Raw genomic sequence first — 21760 nt, forward strand, 5'->3', positions numbered from 1 at the left:
GTAAGAGATAAAAAGAAAAGCACCTTGGCCGGATTAGGCTAAGGTGCTTTTATGCATAAGAATATAGAAATGGGTATACCATTTCTACTATTATGAAAGACAGCTAAACTGTCTTTACACCTTGCCAGTCTCACAGGACTGAATTAAAGGTAACCGTATGAACTTAACTAGATATTACACAATAATTTACGGATAGTCAATCTATTTTTCATATGTATATTTCTTCTCCTAGTTGAAAAAATATCCATATGAGACACTTTACCTTTTTATTCATAATTGTATTTTGTTTAATTGTTCCTGTTAAAATTAGTGCGGAACATATGGTGACGGTGAAGCTTGTAAACTATATAGGGAATACTGATGAACTAATCATTAAAGTAGAAGGGGACTTTTTTACGTTAGATCCTACATTAAAACTACAAGAAGGGGTGAACTATACACTACAGTCTAGGAAGGGGGAGTTATTTTTAAAACAAAAAGGGGAAAAAGAGCAAAAGATAGGAGGGGGATTTATCCTCGTTCCACAGACCTATGATATGAATCATATTGTATATATTAATGATAGACCGTATCTTGGTGCAATGGAGTTTTTAATTGAGGATAAAAAGAATATCCGTCCAGTTAATCAATTACCATTAGAAGATTACTTAAAAGGGGTTGTCCCGTTTGAAGTATTTTCATCTTGGGGACTTGAAACGCTAAAGGCGCAATCCTTAGCTGCTAGAACCTATGCTGTTTCGAAAATGGGACAAGTAATTGACGATACAATTCGTTATCAAGTATATGGTGGCTACGAATGGGATACGAGTACAACACAGGCTGTTGAAGAGACAGAAGGAGAGGTTGTTACTTATGATAATCGATTAATCGAAACGTTTTATTCTGCTAGTAATGGTGGGAAAACAGAAAACAATGCTAACGTATGGGGTGGCGATTCTATGCGCTATTTTCCAATTAAGGATGATCCATACGATCCTACCCATCCATGGGAGTTTACAATACACAAAACGCAAATTGCTTATGACGCAATCGATTTTTCGAATCCAGCATGGTGGGATACAACGGTTGAAAAAGATGCAGAAATTTCTAATTCCCTCAAAAGCTGGCTAAACCGTAATGGTTATCCTGGTAAGATAAAAATCCTAGAGATTGATCAGTTTGAACTAAATGGTGATAAACTTGCTTCTGGTAGAAGCGTTACTGGATCGATTAGTTTAATCTTCATGCGGCAATTGCTTGAAGGATTAATCTTGTTTGAACAGATGAGTTTAAAAGATGTTAATCTTAATCAAATTCGTCCTATGATAGGAGGAACTGTGTTTAAGAGCTATTTGATTGATTCCCTTGAGCAACATAAGTCCGCCTATACAATGAAAGGTAGAGGATTTGGCCATGGTGTTGGAATGAGCCAATGGGGGGCTCATTTCATGGGAGAACAAGGAAAAACGTATCGAGAAATTATCGAGTTCTATTACCCGGGAACGACCATTTTGGATATTTCTTCAGCGGAATTGAAAATCGGTTCTTGAGTCTGGTTAGTTGAATGATTAATGGAAATATAAAAATATATTAGTAGTGTATTAACATAGCTAATTTAAGTATTTTACCAATGTTAACATAATCGATTATTTATTTTTGACATAAAGATTAATATCATATTCTCTTTTCATCATTTCTTTAATAGCAGCACATTTATCTTGTAGGTTTAAGTTTTTAGAATCGTTCAGGTGATCAATTACTTCAGAACGTACTTTATTTAATTTTTCTTTCTCTTTTTTTAACTTTTTTTGATAGAAGTTATAATAAGCCAATGATATCGATAGTAATCCAATCATGAATAAGTAAAATGGATTGGAGAGAATACTAGCAAATGTTCTAAAAGGATCAGCGACATAGGTAAAGTCTGAAAGGTAGAGCATCATAAATAGGAACAATAAAAGTATAAGAGCACCTATAAGAGAGGTGTTTCGTAAAGTTTCATAACGATTCTTCTTTTTCTTCTTCTTAATCGCTTCTTTAAGCAAATTTATGGTATCAGCAGAAAGATCATGAAATGTTTCAAGTGGCATGTACCTATCCCCCCTATCCCATATATATGCTAGTCTAACAAAAAATAACCATCTTTTATGAAGTTAGTAAAGCTATGGATATAATTGGCACTTTATACATAATACTATGTATGTCTTATTGGATAGAACATAGCTAAATTAAAGAAAAGGGTGAATACATATGCAAGCGAAACCAAGAATTGTAGTCCTAGGTGCAGGATATGCGGGAATGATGACAACAAAGAAGTTACTAAAGAATTTATCTCCTGAAGAAGCAGAGATTGTATTAGTTAATAAACATAATTATCATTATCAAACCACTTGGCTGCATGAACTGGCAGCGGGTACCATCAATCCTAATCAAGTGCGTATCATGATTCGTGATATTATTAGTCCAAATCGAGTTCGGTTAATTTATGATACGGTAGTGGAAATAGATAAGGGCAATCAAAGAGTCCTGATGGAAAATAGTGAACTAACCTATGACTATTTAGTTGTCGCATTAGGATATGAATCTAACACATTTGGCATAAATGGGATGGACAAACATGCCTTCTTTATTGAGAATTTTGAATCCTGTCAATTAATTCGAGAGCATATTGAATATCAATTTGCAAGATACCATAGTGATCCGACGATGGATGAAGCTAGTCTTGCGATATTAGTAGGTGGAGGCGGGTATACTGGAATAGAATTTGTAGGGGAGCTTGTGGAGAAGATCCCTAAGCTTTGTAAAAAATATGACATTGATCGGGGTAAAGTAAAAATAATCAATGTGGAAGCGGCACCTACTATCTTACCGGGATTTGATCATGATTTAGTAGCGTATGCTAAAAAGTCATTACAAGAACGTGGTGCGGAAATAATAGAAGGAACCAAAATTAACGAATGTACTGCAGAAGGATTTATTGTAGGCGAAAATAACGAACTGATTAAAGCTGGAACCATTGTATGGACTGGTGGTGTAAAAGGAAATTCCATCTTAGATAAGTCTGGCTTTGAACTAACGAAAGGGAAAGTAACTGTAAATGGCGATTTGCGTGCACCAGGATATGATAACATTTTTATTCTTGGAGATTGTGCTTGGGTAATGAATAAAGCAGAAAATCGCCCGTATCCGCCTACAGCACAAGCTGCCATGCAGCATGCAACAACTTGTGCTCAAAATATCAGAGCTTTAATGTATCACGAGCCTTTGGAGGAATTTGTATTTAGTGATAAAGGGACCGTTGCAAGTTTAGGTGTAACAGATGCCGTTGGGTCCATACTAAATGGGACAAAATTATATGGTAAATCGGCTGCAACAATGAAAAAAGTTGTGGATGATCGATATTTATTTTTACTTGGTGGACCAAAGTTATTATTGAAAAAAGGAAAATTTCGTCCGTTCTAATTCTTTAAAAAGAGGTGTGTGGCATGCGAAAAATAGGAAAATGGTTAGTGGTTGGCATTGCAACAATGATTGGCTATATCGTTACTAGTCGAAAAATGGAAGATAATCGAGACTTTAGATAAACGCATCCACCTTACTATTAGACAGTAGGGTGGTTTTTTATACATGAAATAGCAAGTATATCGAATAATAGGAAATAGGAGGTGACACGGTGAAAAGAGTTCTTTTATTAGGGGTTGTCTTTATTATGGTTCTTACCGATAGTATCTCAGCCAATAATCTAATTATTTCCGATATAGATGTGAAAGAGAAAATTATTCGTGATGATTTCACCTATCGTTACATTGATTCCATATTTATGAATACGGATAAATTATATGCCTTAATGGATCGTTTGGAAGAACAGGTTTATGTACCTCCAATTAATGCTTCATTAGATGATTCTTGGACTATTGTTCCAGAGAAACATGGGTATACGCTAGATCGGGAAGGATTTATTCGTTTTTTTTATCAATTCTTCTATAGCGATGTATCGTTTGAAATGAAGGTACCGAAACGAAAGATTTATCCAAAGGTGGATAGTGAATTATTATCCGATATTCGTTCTAAAGAAATTGGAAATTATATAACGTATTATCGAAAAAGTAACAAAGAACGTTCACACAATATTTATTTAGCAGCTGAAGCAATAAATAATACTGTTGTATTTCCTGGCGAAGAGTTTTCATTTAACAAGGTGGTTGGTAAGCGTACTGTAGAAAAAGGTTACAAACGTGCACCGGTAATTGTTAGAGGAGAATTATCGGAAGACATTGGTGGAGGGATCTGTCAAGTATCGTCCACTTTATTTAATGCTGTAAATCTAGAAGGTATCCGAATTGTAGAAAGGTATTCCCATAGTCGGAAGGTTCCATATGTTCCACCAGGAAAAGATGCAACCGTAAGTTGGTGGGGGCCGGATTTTATATTTAAAAATGAGTATAGTCACCCAATATTAATACGGGCAAAAGCTATAGATGGTAAAATGGTAATTCGAATCTTTTCATCGGAAGAGGTTAAAATTAATTAAAGGGACTGTCCTCCGATTATTGGAGAGACAATCCCTTAATTTAATTAAGCTTGTTTGTGTGCTTCAATCTCAATATTAATTTTAACTTCTTCTCCTACAAGAACTCCACCAGTTTCTAGGGCGGCATTCCAAACTAAACCAAAATCTTTTCGGTTTATTTTTGTAGATCCACTGAATCCCGCTACTTCATTTCCCCATGGATCCTTATGAACTCCTTCCATTTCAACCTCAAAGGTTACTGTCTTCGTAACACCACGTATGGATAGGTCACCTGTGACATTATATTCATCATCCGATTTTTTCTTAATATCTGTAGCAACAAATGTCATCTTAGGATGATTTTCAATATCAAAGAAATCATTGGAGCGAAGATGATTGTCTCGATCTTCATTACGTGTATCAATACTATTCAAATTTACTGTAAATTCGATTTTAGCATCGGTTAAATCTGTAGGGTCTGCTTCTACTGTGGCCTCAAAGTCGGTAAAAGCTCCTTTTACTTTTGAAATCATCATGTGCTTAACTGAAAATTCTAATGTACTATGGCTTTTGTCAACATTCCACACTGCTTTTGTCATGTTTATTTCCCCTCCGATAATAATATTTAATCCATTACTTACTTTACGTAACTTATTATAGCTGTATAAATATTCAAAGTCAATATACTTTAATTAAAATATTATTAATTAAAGATAAATTTATGTAAAAAAATCTTCCTTTTGCCTCCTTTTTTCAAACTCCTTCGATTTTAGAAGTAGAAATACATTAGTAACGTTAATCGCCGTGACGAATTAACGGACAGATGAAAATAATAAAGTAAGCTAACGAAGGGAGGTATGAACGAATGGATAAAGGCACAGTAATTCGAACTGTATTATTGTTTGTTGCATTAATTAATCAGCTTCTTGTTATTTTTGGCAAGTCGCCTCTTCCAATTGATAGTGAGACATTAGAGCTTGTTATTTCTTCACTTTTTACTACAATTACTGCACTAAATACATGGTTTAAAAATAATTATATAACAAAGAAAGGGCTACAGCAGAGGGATGTATTACGAGAAAAAGGATTGATCAACGCAAAGGAGAGGAAATTTAAATGGCAAAACCGATCTTAATTATTGACCCAGGACATGGGGGAGTCGATCCAGGTGGAGGGACTAATCGCTATTGGAAGGAAAAAGATCTAACATTGAAAATTTCTTTATATCAATATAATCGCTATAAGGAATTGGGTGTACCTGTGGCGATTACAAGAACCATTGATAAAACATTGGATCCTGATGAAAGAACAAGGATTGTTCGAAATAGTGGAGTAAAATATTGTCACTCTAATCATATAAATGCGGGGGGAGGAGATGGTGCTGAGGTCATTCATTCGATTTATGATGGGAAGGAAATGGCCGAGCAAATCGCACAGGAATTAAAGAGAGAAGGGCAAAATATTCGGCGTGTTTTCACGAGAACATTGCCAGGTAACACAAGTAAAGATTATTACTTTATCATTCGAGAGACTGGGATAGTTATTACTAATATTATTGAATATGGATTTGCGGATTCACCAGGAGATGATATTGAACAACTACGGAATAATCATTTAGCTTATGCTGAAGCAGTTGTTAGGGCTTTCTGTCAATATGTAGGATTTACGTATAGAAAGCCTAAAGACGAGATAGATCATGTTACTACTCCCATTTTCTCTCCTCCTACTGAGAAAAATAATTCACTAGGACCTGGTACGACCGATAAATCAAGAGAGAGAATTGGCAATTATATTCACCTTCCAGCTTCAGAAAATTCTTGGCGAGTATACCCATTAAATGCTGCTCCTGTAAAAGGGAATGAGGTAGGATTTTTAAATCCTGCAAAATTCGGTGGACTAACCTATAAAATTTTAGATATACCACAAGAACATGTTTACACGATTGAAACAAATGATTTTGGAAAAGTAAAGATATACGGTCATCCAAGTACAGGTGCCAGTATAAAGCCAACCAACGGACGAACTAGAATATATTTACAGCTAGATAATAACACAAATACCTCCACCCATAAGCACCTGCACTTACCATCAAGTATAAATTCCTGGCGAGTCTATCCATTAGAGGTATCCCCAGTAAAAGGGAATGAGGTTGGATTTTTAAATCCCGAGAAATTCGGTGGTTTAACGTATGAAATACTAGGAAGCACACAAGCTCATGTATATATTATTGAAACAAGGGATTTTGGAAGAGTGCAAATTTATGCACACCCAAATACTGGTGCCACCATTTCCAATCGATAATAAATAATGCTTTATCAGGAGAAATAGTCATCTCAAAAGGAAGTATTATAATCGGCTCTGGAAATATATCTGGAATTGGTGTTCAGGTAAGGGGTGGGGAGAACCTCGTAAACTATTTGCGAATAATGATTACCAAATCTAGTATGATTCACCATAATATTTCTGGAGCAGGATATCCTTTACAAAATTATTAGGTTTTTATTTCATACAATTTATTTCTATTATAAAATATTTCGGTTTCCAAAATATTTCTAGTGAAAAATGATGAACTTATTGTTAATATATTAATTAGTTGAAATTTTTTATAAAGGAGAGGTTTGATGCAAAAAGTAAGAGAATACGAGAAAACATGGGATCTGGATGTAATCTTTCCAGGTGGAAGTGAGTCACAGGAGTTTCAATCCTACCTAAAGACAGTAGAAGATGAAATGAAAGAGTTAACGACAATTGTTCAAGCATTTAATCCGGAAGGTCAGGGAATAACTGATGAGTTAGCTAATATAGTAGCAAAACTGGAAAAAACGATGAAAAAGCTTCGAGAGTCCTTTGCATTTATTAGTTGTTTAAGTGCACAGAATGTGAAGGATACTAACGCTAACCTACTGGTCGCCAAACGAAGTGATTTAGGCGCGAAGATGGGAACGATACATACTACGTTAAATCAAAAACTTGCATCTATTCCGGACTCGGAATGGGGAGAACTACTACAGCATACATCATTACAAGAGGTAGCTTTTGTACTTGATGAAACAAGATCACAAGCAAAAGAGATGCTTCCAAAGGAACAAGAAGTGCTAATTAATGATTTAGCGGTTGATGGTTATAATGCTTGGGGACAAATGTATGAAGTTATCGTAGGCAAAATGTCAGTACAAATTGAAGAAAATGGAGAAACGAAATTCTATTCTGTTGGGCAAGCTGCCAATAAATTAAGCAGCTCAGACCCAGAATTTCGAAAGTATGTATTTGAGCAGATTAGTAAAGCTTGGGAAGACAATGCAGATTTATTTGCACAAACACTTAATCATTTAGCTGGATTTCGATTACAAACATATAAACATCGTGGTTGGGAAGATGTCTTGAAAGAACCGCTTAAAATAAATCGGATGAAGCGTGAAACGTTAGATGTTATGTGGAATGCCATTTCAAGAAATAAAAAACATTTTGTAAAGTATTTAAATAAAAAGGCCGAGCTTCTCGGTAAAGATAAACTAAGTATATATGATATTAGTGCCCCTATAGCGAAAACGGTAAAGAAAGTACCATATACAAAAGCTGCGAATTTTATTATGGAGAACTTTAATAAGTTTAGTCCTAAAATGGCAGATTTTGCAAAGATGACATTTGAGAAACGCTGGATTGAGGCGGAGGACCGTGCCGGTAAACGTCCTGGTGGATTCTGCACTAGCTTCCCAGATAGTCAACAAACACGAGTGTTTATGACATATTCAGGTACTACATCCAATATCTCAACTCTTGCACACGAGCTTGGCCATGCGTATCACCAACATGTCATGAATGATATTCATGGTATGAATCAAAGGTATGCTATGAATGTAGCGGAGACGGCTTCCACTTTTGCAGAAATGATTGTAGCAGATGCTACAGTGAAAAGTGCAAAAGATAAGCAAGAAAGGTTAGAGTTACTGGAAGATAAATTACAGCGCAGTATTGCTTTCTTTATGAATATCCATGCTAGATTCTTATTTGAAACTAGATTCTATGAAGAACGTAAACAAGGAATGGTCTCCGTTAATAGATTAAATGAATTAATGATAGAAGCGCAAAAAGAAGCATATTGTGAAGCGTTAAGCGAATATGATCCGAATTTCTGGTCATCCAAATTACACTTCCATATTACAGGAACACCTTTTTACAACTTCCCGTATACATTTGGTTATTTATTTAGTCTAGGGATCTATGCTCATGCTACTAAAAGTGATAAGAGTTTTGAAGATGATTATATAGCATTATTACGTGATACTGGACGTATGAATGTAGAAGATTTAGCAATGAAGCATTTAAATGTAGACCTTACAAAACCAGATTTCTGGGAGGATGCTATTGCACTTTGTGTGAAAGATGTAGAAGAGTTTGTTTCACTGTAAGGAAGAACATTTGCTAAAAAGAGAAAACTAGGCTACAATATCAATAGCAAAAAAAGCGAATGATTTTTAGTCCACAGGGGGAGCCGATTGGCTGAGAGTGAACAATATGTTCAGACCCTTTGAACCTGTTAGTTAGTACTAGCGTAGGGATGGTGGCTTTTTTGATGGAATTATTAGCAATGTGAGCGGAATTCCCCCATCAGGAAGCTTCCCCTTGGCATTGCTTTTTTTGTGTTTAAAAATCGAAGAATATTGATTTTTTAATACATTTAGGGGAGGAAATAAAGTGAGTTCTAAACGCACATTGTTTATGGTTGAGGTTGCTGTATTTGCAGCACTAGCATTAATACTAGATCTACTGCCAACTTTTAAGATGCCTAATGGAGGTTCTATTTCATTTGCAATGATTCCTATTTTTATCGTTGCATTTCGATGGGGGCTAAAGGGAGGTCTGTTAGCTGGTTTTATATGGGGAGTGCTCCAATTAGCATTCGGTGCATATATACTTAACTTATATCAAGCATTTATTGAATATGGATTTGCCTTTACTGTTTTAGGAGTAGCAGGAATCTTCGCTAAGCCAATTCAAAAGTCACTTAAGGAAGGTAAAATTGCAATAAGATTAGTGTATATTACCTTAGGGGTATTGATAGGCTCTGGATTACGTTTTCTGGCCCATTTTTATGCAGGAATCGTTTTTTGGGGTGATACAGCACCAGAAGGTCAACCGGTATGGTTATTTTCTCTAATTTATAATGGATCTTATATGTTACCATCATTTATATTATCTGCAATTGTAGTCTTCTTCTTGTTTATTAAACAACCTAAGCGATTATTACGATCTGCATAAAAATTGAACAATCTGCTCACAACTAGGTAATCTCATATTAGAGGTTACCTTTATTTTTTTCTACATTTTGTCGTTTTTTGGTTTTGTTTTGAAACATAGTAAACCATCTGGCTCTATATATTAAAATGGGGGTGTTCCAGTGAAGGAATTAGTTGGAATTTGTAATCGTTGTGGAATAGAGATTTATTGTGAGAACGGTTTCCTTGATGGGCATCATGATGGAGGAGAACTACTATGCAAGTTATGTGTTCTGAAGGGAAATAAAGCGAAGCACATGTCTGCCGTTAGTTTCTAACTATAAGAATTTTAAGGACAAAGTAATCTTATCCATGAGATCTTCTTTTCACCGCTATTGTTAAACTAACATAGGCTATAGCACTACGGTAAGAAAGGAAGATGTACATGGAGCTTACTTTAGTCCATTGGTTATATGGTATATTTACGCTCTTAATCATTATAACGATGATTTTCCGAAAAGGAGTTGTACTTCCAACATTACTTGGGACATTTATTATAGCTTGGGTTTATAAAGGAAGTATTGTTGATGGATTTACAGCAATATTTAATGCCAATTTAATCGCGGCACAAGAATTATTTAGTATATTCCTCATCATTACTTTTATGCTCGCCTTACTCAATTCTTTAAAAGATTTAGGTGCTGATGTTCGAATGATTCAGCCAGTACAGAAGGTAATGGTTAATGGTCATGTGTCATTTTTTGTATTAGTGGCAACGACCTATATCATTTCTTTATTCTTCTGGCCAACACCTGCTGTACCATTAATTTGTGCTTTACTAGTACCAGCTGCTGTCCGGTCAGGATTACCAGCCATTGTAGCAGCTGTTGCTATTGCACTTGCTGGTCAAGGTATGGCTTTATCGTCTGACTATATTGTCCAGGTAGCTCCAAGCCTCTCTGCGACAGCAGCAGGAATTAATCCAGGGCTGGTTGCTGATAAAGCACTTGTCCTATCTTTAATAGCAGGAGGTGTGGCAATTCTCCTTGCATATGTAATAAATCGAAAATCTATTCGCTCTAAAGACGACCCTTTAAATAAAAATGAATTAACAACATTAAACACAGCTGAAAGTACAAAAAATGAAGCAAAAACGAATAATCTCACCAGATGGAGTAAAATCTTTGCCGTATTTGTTCCCCTAGCTCTCTTAGTCGTTGTAGTTTATATGATGTATAACAAGCTTTTTACCGGAAGTGGTGGATTAGTTGGAGGAGATGGGGCAGCCTTTGTTGGTGGGGTTGCGGTTATCTTACTATTATTATCTACAGTTGCCTTTGGTAGGCATCATGCATTGGATTATATTTCGAACCATATTACGGATGGGTTTGTGTTTGCGTTTAAAGCAATGGGACCGGTTATTCCAATTGCGGGGTTTTTCTTTCTAGGCAGTACTGATTTCTCGGGGAGTATTCTTGGAGTCGAGGAAGGCCCATCATTATTATTTGGATTAGTAGAATCCACACAAGAATTTCTTCCCCAAAGTGCATTACTAGCAGCGATCAGTGTTCTAGTAATAGGGATTATTACTGGTTTGGATGGATCTGGATTCTCAGGCTTACCACTTACTGGTGCACTTGCAGCATCACTTGAAACGAGTGGGATGGATGCAGGAACGCTAGCTGCTATCGGCCAATTAGGAGCCATTTGGACCGGTGGAGGGACGATCGTAGCGTGGTCATCCTTAATTGCAATTGCAGGATTTTGTGGGGTCTCCGTTATGGATCTGGTACGGAAAAACTTCCTGCCAGTAATCATAGGCTTACTAGTAATGGTTATGGCAGCTGTTTTTATTCTGTAAATTTCGATAACTTAATTGGTATCTTCCGTTGATTTTGTTACAATTTTATTGTTAGATAAATCAGTTGGAGGTATTAATGTGGGAAATCAAACAGTCGATATTGTAAAAAGTTCATTACAAGCTTTAGTAGATGACAAATCCTTTTTACCAGAATTAAGTGGGGAGCGTAGAAAAAAGGCATTTACGTCCTTGTTAGCAATCCTATCTACACCAAATCATGTCAATAAATCGTTTTTAAGAATTGCTCTGGAGAATGGGCAGGTTGTGCGAATCCCTGCATACCGAGTACAACATAACAACATATTAGGTCCATATAAGGGAGGAATTCGTTTTCACGAATCGGTCAATGAAGATGAGGTAGTGAACCTTGCTGCTCTTATGACATTGAAAAACGCCTTACACCAAGTTCCATTTGGCGGAGCTAAGGGCGGAGTCGTCATTAATCCTAGAGAATTTAGCGAAAAGGATCTATATGTTATATGTAAAAAGTATGTACAGTATTTCATTGATAGTTTAGGCCCAGATAAAGATATACCAGCTCCAGATGTTGGAACAGGAGAACGGGAAATGGACTGGATGATGGGGGAATATAAAAGCATTCGACCAGGGGAATCGTATCGAGGTAGTTTTACAGGTAAAAGTGTAGAAAATGGGGGATCCTTAGGAAGAAGAGAAGCTACTGGTAAAGGTGTTTACTATACGTTTCGTTATTTAATGCATGATTTTCTCAACCTTCAAGAAAGTTGGTTAGCGGAGCGGGATAATCCATTTGCTAAAACTGTTTTAGCTTTAAAAGATAAATTACTTTCGGTCGCTGTCCAAGGGTTTGGGAATGTTGGATCTGTAGTCGCATTAGCAGCTTTTCAATGTAATCATTTAAATAATAAAGTAGTGGCGGTAAGTGATCGTAATGTCACCTTATACAATTCGGAAGGACTAAATATACCTAGTTTAGTAAAGTATAGTTACGCAAATAATGGTGACCTTCCGAAAACAGATGAGATGGTAAAGTTGGCAGGTATAAAAGCAGAAATTCTAAATCGAGAAGCGGTATTGACAATAGATACAGATGTAGTATTCCTAGCTGCACTTGAAAATCAAGTTCATGGGGAGAATAAGAAGGATATAAAGGCAAGAATTATTGTAGAAGGTGCTAATGCACCAGTTTCAACAGAAGCGGATGAATATTTAAGTGCAAAGGGAGTCGTCATCATACCAGATATATTGGCTAATGCTGGGGGAGTAATTGTATCTTACTTAGAGTGGTTACAAGGCAGGGAGACCCAGTTTTATCAAGAGGAAGAAGTATACCAAAAACTATATGAAAAAATGAAAGAAACCTTTGATACTGTATTACCACAATTCTTCGCAGACCCCTATCCGCTAAGGCGAAATTGCTATATCCATGCAGTAATGAAGCTTTCTATGATTATGTATAGACAGGGGAAGCTTTACTAATAGTTGAGGAGGCATAATAAGCCTCCTCATCAATAATATGCTTACCTTAGAATAGTGAAAAAGGGGAGGATCACGATAGCAAGTGCTAGCAAAAAGGTTGTAATGGAACCTATTTTACTTTTGCCTTTCCAAAGAGTAATAGAAAATCCTATCGTGTAAACGAACATGATTATCATCAATAGCCAAATTACTAGCTTCATTTAATCCCTCATTTCTTCTATTCTCGGCAGTTCATTTTGTCTCCCGAATTTCTCTAAATTCAATTGGACAGAAACATTAATATCCATATCGGGGTACGTTTTCATCCAATCAAATTTCTCCCATTCTGGAATAGTCGGAAACTCTTTTCTAGCGATTAAAGACCAGTTAAAGGGCTCTGATTTAAATTCTTCCTGGGTCTTTTTGATAAGCTCTTTAATTTTATTTGTTAAATCCTCTTTTATGGATGATTCTAGTCTATCCTGCTTCGTTGGATCTTTTGAGTAATCGGTCATACTATGATTGGATAATACTTCAAGTGATATCGGAACCGTTACATCAATTTTAGGTGTATCCCTTTTAAGGTTCATGTCTATTTTTATTGGATTGTCCAATTCAATTTGTGCATCAACTCGATAGTCCTCGTCAAATGGATCTGGGAAGGTAAAAAGAAAATACCCTGTTTCTAAAGTTGGGTTAAGTAAATAGGTTAATTTAGTCTCTTCTATAGTTAAAGAATCAATCATGCGGCCTTCCTTGAAAACGGCAGAACCAGCAATTTGAGTTGTATTAGTTTCTCCCGTATAGTGAAACTCACCTGCTTTGATTTGATCAGGTTCTTGATTTAATTTATGTTCTTGAACCTTCTCGGTTGTTCCATACATACCTAAAAATAAGTCTGCGTCGGCTTCTGTAATTCGAAAAAAAGTATTCAATTCCGAAGGTGGTGTTGTTCCAAATATTTCTCCCACATTAAAAATCTTTTCGTAATAATCATGTGGTCTAGTTTCTAATAATGGTTTATTTGATTGTATAAATTGTGAGGTTTCTTCTTTTGTTACTAGGAATTGTACGTCACGTCTTATATCCATAGACTTAGCCGCATCATATATCCACTTTACGAATTCCTTATCTCTTGCTAGTTCTTCTGACACGAATAACATCCTAACAAGATCATAGGTGATTTCCTTGGCTATTACTATATTTGCAAGGCTTTTTGCTGTAATTAGGCTGTTAGCCTCAAAGGAAATTATCTCCCTAGGTGGTTCCTGGGAACTTGCACTAGAGGCTGCTGAACCTGTTTCTGGATTGGCAATTAAATAGGTAATTCTTACTTTATCCTTTTGATTGTCTACTTTGTCTATTCCTAGAGCAATTACAAAAGCGTATTCTTCAACTCCTCTTTGGTCCCAACAGCCAGTTAAGAATAGAAGAATAGCGAGTAGTAAAACGATATTAACCGACCTTTTGTTTTTTGCACTTTTAAATTCCCCCTTTAGCATTGCAACAACATACAGTAGGATAGGGAAGATGAAAAACACCGGTGATGTAAGAATGAATATAAAATCTTTATAATTGAACAAGGTGAAAGAAGGACTTTCTGGTATTAGGCCAAGAAATACAATAACAGTTGCCAGCGATGGGGTAACATACTCATAGTGTTTTATTTTAAAGATGTGTCCGAACAAGAACGCTACAATATATAAATAAATGGAAAACCTAACAAATGATGCGATAAGCCAAAAAGGAAGAAAGAATGTCTCCATATTGGTAAGAAAGCCTAAAGAAATAGTTCGAATAACTTCATGATAGGGATAATTCAATTGCATTACGGTATTATAATCAAAAAAAAGTAAAAAACATACAAGAGACACTGTTAAGTTTAGCGTTGTAAAAAATAGTGCTAACCATGTTCCTTTTGAGAAATCCTTCTTACTCTTTAAATAGGGATAAAGTATAAATAAATATAGAAAATCAGCTAATATAGATTGTCTTAGAGCACTCTCCTTTACTACTTCCCAGCTACTCTGTCCAAAAATAGGGAAAATAAATGAAATATTTCCATCCCAAATGGTGAGGATTAAAGCGAAAAGTAAAGTAACCTGTAAATAAGGAAGTACTAACCACGAAACAGAAGCAATTTGTTCTAATCCTCTTTTCGCTCCGTATGCGCTAACGGTTAATAAAATTCCATAGATAACTATTGTGGGAGTTCTAATAAAATACATCGTTCCAATGATATCTGTATAAATCGCTGTGTCAACTACTAAGGTACTAAATGCTATTAATAAAAAAACCAATAATAAAAATGTACTTAAAAATTTCCCAAATAATCGGTCAGAGATTTCTAGTAAATTCTTCTCTTGATAATTTCCCATAACACGTATAAGCAAATAGATAGGAATAATAGATAAAATACTATTTATTACCGGTGCCATCCATCCTGCGTTGTATAAAGGCTCAAATAATAAAACGGGAGTATTATCAGTTAGTTTAGTGCTTGTCATAATTAATACAATAGCTATATACTCTCTTATACCGATTCTTTCTTTTATTTGGACCATTTATTAATCCCTCTAAGCTTTCTTTTTTATGTCTTTAGATTTCACATAACCAGGCCGTAATAGTTCATTTTGAAGTATTTTTCTTAAAATCGTGTCACCGGATGACTTATATTTAGGCGTTAAAGGGGATAAGTAGGGAACACCAAATGACTTTATAGAAACCATATAAAATAATCCCAATGTAAAGAAAGCAGTTAAACCGTAAAGCCCTAAGAAACTTGCTGCTAACAATAAAAGAAATCGTGATATCCTTATTGCAAAGTTCATACTAATGTCACCTATCGCGAAGGAGCTTAAGCCCCCAAGTGCAACAATGATGACAACGATTGGGCTTACAATATTGGCTTCAACTGCTGCTTGTCCTAAGATTAATGCCCCAACAATTCCAATTGTTGGTCCTATTGGGCTAGGGACTCTTAAACCAGCTTCTCGAATTAGTTCAAAAGCCAACTCCATGATAAAAACCTCAATTCCTACTGGAAAAGGAACCCTTTCTCTTGTAGCAGCGATGGCCAGTAATAAGTCAGGAGGAATCATTTCTGCATGATAGGTAACAACTGCTACATATAAAGAAGAAGTAAATAGAGTTATAAAAAGTGCCAAAATACGGAGTACCCTAGTGAAATTCCCATAAGCAAACCGCAGATAATGCTCCTCTGATATGTGATAAAACGACCAGAATGTTGCTGGGAGTACCAGACAATCTGGAGAATTATCCATTAATAAAACAATATAACCATCCTCTAAGAAGGATGTGGCTCGATCAGGTCGTTCTGTGTATAATAACGTTGGAAAAATAGAGTATTTTCGTTCTTCAATATATTGTTCTAATAAGCTTAGATTCTGTATAGCATTAACATCCAATGATTGGAGGCGATCACGAACATTTTGTAGTAATTTTTCATTTACCAAATCCTTTTGATAAACCATAAATACATTATTTTTTTAGCGCTCAGATATAACTACAGATTCTACTAGTAGGTTTTCGCTTTTAATTCTTTTACGAATTAAGGAGATATTCGTACTTGCCTTTTCATTAAATGCTTCTTTTGGTCCTTTAACGACATTTTCATTTTCTGCTTTTTCTATAGCTCTTCCTTCAAAGTTAGACACATTATAGAGGTATGCTTGACTTTCTCCTTCTATAAATAAAGCTACATTCCCATTGTTTATTCCTGATATTATTTCGGTCATTCTTATTAATGTACTGACAGATGGAGAAGTAATAATTTCGTTAATTCCCTTCGTTGAATCCTGGTTCTGAAGAAGGGGGCTTAAGATAGATGCTTCGATATCTGTAGTATTCGTTATAGTATTAATGTATACTATTCCAACATCCTTATTTAGTCCTGGTATATGTAGATTGCGTACTACCACATCTTTGTTTGTTGGATACGAATATAAAGTCTTAAACTGCTCAATGGTTTTTTCTAGGTTCGGGTTTATTATGGAGTTCTTGATGTTACTTATTGAGTCAGTGTCGGTCAATTTCTGTCTACTTCTAGTGGAACGTCTAAATGTTTTCTTTACCATTCTATTTACAACTCCAACATAATGTTTATTAATACGATTCCACACCTAGTTAAAAATATGTAATACATAAAAATAAAACCCTTTTGGATTAGGGTTCTATTTTAGATAGGTAGATACAAGGTCAATCGCTTTTTGCATTTTTTCGCTATTGCGTTGATACAACTGCTTTGTCTCTTGATTGTTTGTTGAAAGGGCAAATAGTTCTAAATCAGCTTGACACTTCTTCATTGTGGCAAGTAAAAGTGGTTTTTGTGTTGGACTTGGTACGGTAAGTTTATCATCGTAAAGATCGACCGTTAATTGACCATCACTATCAACTTGACCAAGATATACATTTTCCATGCTAATATTCATTTTTTCTAGTTCCGTTTCTAACCATTTAGGATTTAAGGAGAGGTTAGCTAACGGTTCTAGAAGTGGCCTTCCATCCATAATAACCGTTTGTGGTTCTCGATCAGGTGCTACTTTTAGTCCAATGTCCTTGGCGGTTAATGGGCGATTTTCTGTCTTCGGTAGTACACTTAACTTTCCAGTTGGTTCTAATACGGCAAATTCTACATCTGCTACTTTAAAAATGTTTTTATCGCGAAGGCTTTCTAATAAATCATCCGTTGAAAAATGTTCCTTCTTTAAATTGTCCTCCATTATTTTTCCGTTCTGAATCAAGACAGTACTTTTACCTTGAGCAAAATTGCGAAATACTTTACTCTTTAATGCGAAATACTCGACAGCGTATGGAATAATAAACCACACAAACATGGAAATTAACGCGTAATAGAAAGGGCTATCTAATGTACTGACATGGATGGCAACAATTCCTCCTAATACTACTCCACTTATATATTCAAAAATATTTAATTGGGACAGTTGTTTCGTACCTAACCATTTAGTGAAAAGGAACAATATAGTGAGTAATGTTATCGATCTAAGAGCGATTTGAATCCAATCTGCCATCGTTTACTTTCCTTCCTATTGATTATATTGGGGTTCTTCTCTAGCTAGCATTAATACTTGTTTCTCTAAATCCTGCTTAATTTCACGTATGAGTGTTTCTGTTTCCCTATATACATTTCTTGCATTAGCTTCATTTGTTTGTGAAGCAAGTACTCCTAATGTTGCTTCAATATTTTTGATAGAAGCGTAGCAGGTCTTCACTTGTGAGCCTACTGTCATGGTTTCTGTTTCCTCCTTTATGAGATTATCCTTTCGGCTTAAAGATTAGCGCACCGATGAAACCAAAGATAATCGCTGCTGATATCCCGGAACTGGTCACTTCAAACATCCCAGTAATAACACCAATAATTCCATGTTTTTCTGCTTCTTGCATGGCACCATGTACTAATGAATTACCAAAGCTTGTGATTGGTACGGTTACACCTGCCCCTGCAAAATCAATTAAAGGTTCATATAGTCCTAATCCATCTAATATTGCCCCAGCTACAACCAGGATACTTAATGTATGTCCTGGTGAGAGCTTGAATACATCAAATAGAATTTGACCAATTACACAAATTAATCCTCCAACTACAAATGCCCAAAAGAATATCATGACTTATCACTTCCTATTTCGATAGATACTGCGTGGGCGATGCAAGGTATAGAATCTTTTTGATTAACACTAAGGGGGGAGTGGAGGGAACCGGTTGCAACGACTAATATTCTATCCAGTTCTCCCTTTTTCATAAGCTCTAAGAAATGTCCATAGGTTACCACGGCAGAGCATGCCGGTCCACTGCCACCAGCTAATACTGGTTGATCTTCACGATATACTGTAAGTCCACAATCAACAAACTTTTCATCAGGTATGTTGATGTCATTTTTATGCAGTAAGTCTAATGCAACCTCCCTACCGATATGGGCGAGGTCCCCAGTAATAATTAAATCATAATAGGAAGCATCGACATTACGTTCTCTTAAATGGGTTAGAATCGTATCTACAGCAGCTGGAGCCATAGCACCACCCATGTTAAAAGGGTCAGTCATTCCCATATCGATTATTTTACCGATAGTAGCAGATGTAATACGTGGTCCTTGTCCTGATTTTGCAACTAATGCACAACCAGCACCGGTAACCGTCCATTGAGCTGTAGGGGGTTTTTGACCTCCGTACTCGGTAGGATAACGGAATTGTTTTTCGGCTGCTGCATTATGACTTGAAGTACCGCTTATAATGTATTCAGCACCGTTAGCATTAATGATGAATGCTGCTAAGGCTAAGCTTTCCATTGATGTTGCACATGCACTAAACAATCCAAAATAAGGTGAACCTAATGTCTTAGCTGCAAAACTGGATGGTGTAATTTGATTGATTAAATCGCCACTTATAAAGAAAGAGACTTGTTCTTTTTCAATTGGACTATTCTTAATAGCGTATTGGCATGCTTCTTCCATCATCATTTGCTGCGCTTTCTCGAAGGAATCTTGTTCCAACCATATATCATCATAGAGAATATGAAAGGCATCAGGGATTTTGCCGTTTGCTTCAAACGGACCACCTACAGTACCAGTAGAAATAATGACAGGATTATTCTCGAATAACCAGGTGCTATGTCCAGATAACATTTAGAATCCACCCCATGTAGTCAAAATCGTTTTAATCAAAGCCACGATAAAAGCAGAGAATACACCAAATAAAATAACCGAACCAGCAAGCTTGAACATATTCCCACCTACACCTAAAACAAATCCTTCAGTACGATGTTCAATAGCAGCAGATATGACAGCATTGCCGAAGCCTGTTACTGGAACGGCAGAACCAGCACCTGCAAACTGTCCAATCCGGTCATATACGCCAAAACCAGTTAACAGCATGGTGATAAAGATTAATGTTGCGACTGTCGGGTTCCCAGCTGTTTGTTCCGTAAAGTCAAAATAATAGATGTAAAATGTCGTAATTAACTGGCCGATAAAACATATCAATCCACCTACTAGAAAAGCTTTGACGCAATTTTTTAAAACTGGACGTTTAACTTCTCGTTTATCCTGAAATGCCTGATACGTTTGTGCCTGAGGTGGTAAGTTCTTTTTCTTTTTATCTGGCATTTGTATCCCTTCTTTCTATTATGCTTATTAATTTTAGGTCTGCTCCTTTAGAAGCTTACTTATATGTTTAAGCTCTTTCTCAAGTTCTTTTTTCGTTATGTCGTGATTTTGTAATCTCTCTTCAATTTTTTCTAATTCAATTACAATTTTTTTGTCGGTTACTAGTTCAACCTTAATGTCCTTAAATTCTTCATCCATCTCTTTTGATAATTCTTTATTAACCTTTTGTAAGCCAAACCGTTCATGATGAGGTATTTCAATCGCTATTATAAGTATTTTATCTGTGTTGGCAGCTAAGACCCTTGTTATGTTTTCTTTTTTGGAGAGGATTTTCTTGGCTTTATTGGATTTAGATTGGTCGTACGTATTTTTAGCTGATATTTCTGTAACATTGATAGGATGATCTGAATTACGTTGGGTGTTGTTTTCAGGGTTACAACCTGCTAAAGTAACAATGAATATTATCCCAACTACTATTAAAAATGGCTTTTTAAGCATCTTTTTTCACCTGTTTCTATATTAAATGGATAGTGGGGAGGATATTACTCCCCACTAATTAAAAACCCTTATATTGAGGCTCTTCCTGCTCAATCTGTTGTACACGAGGCTCTACAGAGTTTAAAATGCTTTGGGTTTGTTGTGCAGCTTGCTCGTATAATTGTTTTGCTTGCTTATTTTCAGTTTGTAAAGCAAACTGTTCAAAGCTTGCTTGCACACTCTTTAATCCTGCAACAGCTTGTTTAATTTGACTTCCTACAGTCATATGAAGTTTCCTCCTCAAGTAGAAGCTCATTACCATTATCGTGACAGTGAGTTGAAATAGTGTATTTAAAAAAGGTGCTCCTCATTGGAACACCCATAGTCTTTGTATATTTAGTTTAATTTAACCACGTAAAAATCTGGTAACATGTTTTAGTACACCTGGAGCATGATGTCCTTGATTTCATCATTACTGTTTTCCAGTTCCTCTTTATAGGTAGGAGAGCTATCTGGGACTGATATTGACAAAGTATCTTCATCAATCCAATTCATGCTCGATAAGGTGAATAGAGATTAACAGGGAGATAAGCAACAATTCCTATTTTTTGATAGTAGACGTGTTTAGAAATAGTTATCAATTTGAAAAAAATTTGGTACACTGAATTTATATAGAAGGATAGAAGGGAGGGGACACGATGAAGACGTTCCTACTAAAACAGTTACAAATTGTTGAAAGTAATAACGAGGATATCGTAAAAACAGAAGTTGAATTAATCGATGGTTTAGTCATAAATAGAGAAGATGATAAAAACACGTGGCTTATCGAGGCACTAATCAATAAGAAATATGTTGCCTGGTTTGAAAATATGCAAAATACTCGTGACCAAGTTATGATCGAAGTGAAAATTTCAAAAGTGAGCAATGCTCCTGCAACATTCATTACCTCCATTGATAGTATAAACAATATAGGTGAGCATATTAATGTCATTTTTACTGGTACTATTGTTGATAAACGAAAAAGTAAAATTGAAGAAATGTTAGGTGAGCTTATTGAGCAAGGTTACCAAGGTGAAGAATTATTAGAGAAGTTTAAAAAGCTGATATAGAAGAGGCTAGACAGTATGTAGCCTAGCCTAAT

General features: G+C 35.8%; 21 protein-coding genes, 1 pseudogene and 1 riboswitch. Of the genes and pseudogenes, 11 read left to right on the forward strand and 11 right to left on the reverse strand.

What is annotated here, in order from left to right:
* Positions 1-320 precede the first annotated feature (320 nt).
* Positions 321-1529, forward strand: a complete 1209-nt coding sequence (locus ACSKT4_RS00995; RefSeq protein ID WP_465822657.1) for a SpoIID/LytB domain-containing protein — start codon at positions 321-323, stop codon at positions 1527-1529.
* Positions 1530-1625: 96 nt separating this feature from the next.
* Here ACSKT4_RS00995 and ACSKT4_RS01000 read toward each other — a convergent pair whose 3' ends face one another.
* Positions 1626-2069 carry a DUF2663 family protein gene (locus ACSKT4_RS01000; protein WP_186870151.1) on the reverse strand — a complete coding sequence of 148 codons (444 nt, stop codon included), beginning with the start codon at positions 2067-2069 and terminating at the stop codon, positions 1626-1628.
* 160 nt (positions 2070-2229) lie between these two features.
* Between ACSKT4_RS01000 and ACSKT4_RS01005 the strand changes: the two genes are divergently transcribed.
* Both ACSKT4_RS01005 and ACSKT4_RS01010 read left to right on the forward strand, forming a co-directional pair.
* Positions 2230-3441, forward strand: coding sequence for an NAD(P)/FAD-dependent oxidoreductase (locus ACSKT4_RS01005; protein WP_186870152.1), 1212 nt, complete (start codon positions 2230-2232; stop codon positions 3439-3441).
* A gap of 211 nt (positions 3442-3652) precedes the next feature.
* The gene (locus ACSKT4_RS01010; protein ID WP_343221437.1) at positions 3653-4510 is read left to right on the forward strand and encodes a VanW family protein; all 858 of its coding nucleotides are present in this window, start codon (positions 3653-3655) and stop codon (positions 4508-4510) included.
* 44 nt (positions 4511-4554) lie between these two features.
* Here ACSKT4_RS01010 and ACSKT4_RS01015 read toward each other — a convergent pair whose 3' ends face one another.
* Complete coding sequence (locus ACSKT4_RS01015) at positions 4555-5088, reverse strand: YceI family protein (RefSeq protein WP_186868494.1); 534 nt, start codon at positions 5086-5088, stop codon at positions 4555-4557.
* Positions 5089-5354: 266 nt separating this feature from the next.
* Between ACSKT4_RS01015 and ACSKT4_RS01020 the strand changes: the two genes are divergently transcribed.
* From ACSKT4_RS01020 to ACSKT4_RS01050, 7 genes are all read left to right on the forward strand, one after another.
* Entirely contained in the window at positions 5355-5624 is a 270-nt protein-coding gene (locus ACSKT4_RS01020) for a phage holin (protein WP_186868495.1), read from the forward strand.
* Positions 5606-6790: an N-acetylmuramoyl-L-alanine amidase family protein gene (locus ACSKT4_RS01025; protein WP_246521365.1), complete on the forward strand. Its 1185-nt coding sequence runs from the start codon at positions 5606-5608 to the stop codon at positions 6788-6790. The genes ACSKT4_RS01020 and ACSKT4_RS01025 overlap by 19 nt, the downstream gene beginning before the upstream one ends.
* A 320-nt stretch (positions 6791-7110) precedes the next feature.
* Positions 7111-8898, forward strand: coding sequence for a M3 family oligoendopeptidase (locus tag ACSKT4_RS01030; RefSeq protein WP_465822661.1), 1788 nt, complete (start codon positions 7111-7113; stop codon positions 8896-8898).
* Positions 8899-8964: 66 nt separating this feature from the next.
* Positions 8965-9066, forward strand: a riboswitch (TPP riboswitch).
* A gap of 118 nt (positions 9067-9184) precedes the next feature.
* Positions 9185-9748, forward strand: a complete 564-nt coding sequence (thiT, locus tag ACSKT4_RS01035) for an energy-coupled thiamine transporter ThiT (RefSeq protein ID WP_186868497.1) — start codon at positions 9185-9187, stop codon at positions 9746-9748.
* A gap of 139 nt (positions 9749-9887) precedes the next feature.
* Positions 9888-10043: a hypothetical protein gene (locus tag ACSKT4_RS01040; RefSeq protein ID WP_211741566.1), complete on the forward strand. Its 156-nt coding sequence runs from the start codon at positions 9888-9890 to the stop codon at positions 10041-10043.
* A gap of 107 nt (positions 10044-10150) precedes the next feature.
* Positions 10151-11566 (forward strand): hypothetical protein, encoded by a 1416-nt coding sequence (locus ACSKT4_RS01045; RefSeq protein WP_186868499.1) that lies wholly within the window; start codon positions 10151-10153, stop codon positions 11564-11566.
* A 78-nt stretch (positions 11567-11644) separates the two neighbouring features.
* Entirely contained in the window at positions 11645-13024 is a 1380-nt protein-coding gene (locus ACSKT4_RS01050; RefSeq protein ID WP_465822665.1) for a Glu/Leu/Phe/Val family dehydrogenase, read from the forward strand.
* Between the two features lie 200 nt (positions 13025-13224).
* Here the strand turns inward: ACSKT4_RS01050 and ACSKT4_RS01055 are convergent, their stop codons facing one another.
* From ACSKT4_RS01055 to ACSKT4_RS01095, 9 genes and pseudogenes are all read right to left on the reverse strand, one after another.
* The gene (locus tag ACSKT4_RS01055; RefSeq protein ID WP_465822667.1) at positions 13225-15567 is read right to left on the reverse strand and encodes a Ger(x)C family spore germination protein; all 2343 of its coding nucleotides are present in this window, start codon (positions 15565-15567) and stop codon (positions 13225-13227) included.
* A 12-nt stretch (positions 15568-15579) separates the two neighbouring features.
* Positions 15580-17100: pseudogene (locus ACSKT4_RS01060) on the reverse strand (spore germination protein).
* Positions 17101-17196: 96 nt separating this feature from the next.
* Entirely contained in the window at positions 17197-18054 is an 858-nt protein-coding gene (locus ACSKT4_RS01065) for a DUF421 domain-containing protein (RefSeq protein WP_186868504.1), read from the reverse strand.
* A gap of 15 nt (positions 18055-18069) precedes the next feature.
* Entirely contained in the window at positions 18070-18273 is a 204-nt protein-coding gene (locus tag ACSKT4_RS01070; RefSeq protein ID WP_186868505.1) for a DUF1657 domain-containing protein, read from the reverse strand.
* 25 nt (positions 18274-18298) lie between these two features.
* On the reverse strand, positions 18299-18649 hold the full coding sequence (gene spoVAE / locus ACSKT4_RS01075; RefSeq protein WP_186868506.1) for a stage V sporulation protein AE: 351 nt from the start codon (positions 18647-18649) through the stop codon (positions 18299-18301).
* Positions 18646-19662 (reverse strand): stage V sporulation protein AD, encoded by a 1017-nt coding sequence (gene spoVAD / locus ACSKT4_RS01080; protein WP_465822670.1) that lies wholly within the window; start codon positions 19660-19662, stop codon positions 18646-18648. Before spoVAD ends, spoVAE begins: the two co-directional genes overlap by 4 nt.
* Positions 19663-20142, reverse strand: coding sequence for a stage V sporulation protein AC (gene spoVAC / locus ACSKT4_RS01085; RefSeq protein WP_465822672.1), 480 nt, complete (start codon positions 20140-20142; stop codon positions 19663-19665).
* A 33-nt stretch (positions 20143-20175) separates the two neighbouring features.
* A complete protein-coding gene (locus ACSKT4_RS01090; RefSeq protein ID WP_211741561.1) occupies positions 20176-20640 on the reverse strand; it encodes a hypothetical protein in 465 nt (154 codons plus the stop codon).
* 58 nt (positions 20641-20698) lie between these two features.
* On the reverse strand, positions 20699-20905 hold the full coding sequence (locus ACSKT4_RS01095; RefSeq protein ID WP_010096853.1) for a DUF1657 domain-containing protein: 207 nt from the start codon (positions 20903-20905) through the stop codon (positions 20699-20701).
* A gap of 412 nt (positions 20906-21317) precedes the next feature.
* Here ACSKT4_RS01095 and ACSKT4_RS01100 point away from each other — a divergent pair, with 412 nt between their 5' ends.
* The gene (locus tag ACSKT4_RS01100) at positions 21318-21728 is read left to right on the forward strand and encodes a YwpF family protein (RefSeq protein ID WP_186868511.1); all 411 of its coding nucleotides are present in this window, start codon (positions 21318-21320) and stop codon (positions 21726-21728) included.
* Positions 21729-21760 lie beyond the last annotated feature (32 nt).

The sequence above is a fragment of the Ornithinibacillus liuyingii genome, from assembly GCF_055550225.1.

Bases quoted from the DNA above. Each gene is read 5' to 3' on its own strand.
- ACSKT4_RS01030 (WP_465822661.1), top strand. From the start codon at position 7,111: ATGCAAAAAGTAAGAGAATACGAGAAAACATGGGATCTGGATGTAATC.
- ACSKT4_RS01095 (WP_010096853.1), bottom strand. From the start codon at position 20,905: ATGACTGTAGGAAGTCAAATTAAACAAGCTGTTGCAGGATTAAAGAGT.
- ACSKT4_RS01070 (WP_186868505.1), bottom strand. From the start codon at position 18,273: ATGACAGTAGGCTCACAAGTGAAGACCTGCTACGCTTCTATCAAAAAT.
- ACSKT4_RS01000 (WP_186870151.1), bottom strand. From the start codon at position 2,069: ATGCCACTTGAAACATTTCATGATCTTTCTGCTGATACCATAAATTTG.
- ACSKT4_RS01025 (WP_246521365.1), top strand. From the start codon at position 5,606: ATGGCAAAACCGATCTTAATTATTGACCCAGGACATGGGGGAGTCGAT.
- spoVAC (WP_465822672.1), bottom strand. From the start codon at position 20,142: ATGCCAGATAAAAAGAAAAAGAACTTACCACCTCAGGCACAAACGTAT.
- ACSKT4_RS01100 (WP_186868511.1), top strand. From the start codon at position 21,318: ATGAAGACGTTCCTACTAAAACAGTTACAAATTGTTGAAAGTAATAAC.
- spoVAD (WP_465822670.1), bottom strand. From the start codon at position 19,662: ATGTTATCTGGACATAGCACCTGGTTATTCGAGAATAATCCTGTCATT.
- ACSKT4_RS01005 (WP_186870152.1), top strand. From the start codon at position 2,230: ATGCAAGCGAAACCAAGAATTGTAGTCCTAGGTGCAGGATATGCGGGA.
- spoVAE (WP_186868506.1), bottom strand. From the start codon at position 18,649: ATGATATTCTTTTGGGCATTTGTAGTTGGAGGATTAATTTGTGTAATT.
- ACSKT4_RS01065 (WP_186868504.1), bottom strand. From the start codon at position 18,054: ATGGCAGATTGGATTCAAATCGCTCTTAGATCGATAACATTACTCACT.
- ACSKT4_RS01090 (WP_211741561.1), bottom strand. From the start codon at position 20,640: ATGCTTAAAAAGCCATTTTTAATAGTAGTTGGGATAATATTCATTGTT.
- ACSKT4_RS01020 (WP_186868495.1), top strand. From the start codon at position 5,355: ATGGATAAAGGCACAGTAATTCGAACTGTATTATTGTTTGTTGCATTA.
- ACSKT4_RS01055 (WP_465822667.1), bottom strand. From the start codon at position 15,567: ATGGTCCAAATAAAAGAAAGAATCGGTATAAGAGAGTATATAGCTATT.
- ACSKT4_RS00995 (WP_465822657.1), top strand. From the start codon at position 321: ATGGTGACGGTGAAGCTTGTAAACTATATAGGGAATACTGATGAACTA.
- ACSKT4_RS01015 (WP_186868494.1), bottom strand. From the start codon at position 5,088: ATGACAAAAGCAGTGTGGAATGTTGACAAAAGCCATAGTACATTAGAA.
- ACSKT4_RS01045 (WP_186868499.1), top strand. From the start codon at position 10,151: ATGGAGCTTACTTTAGTCCATTGGTTATATGGTATATTTACGCTCTTA.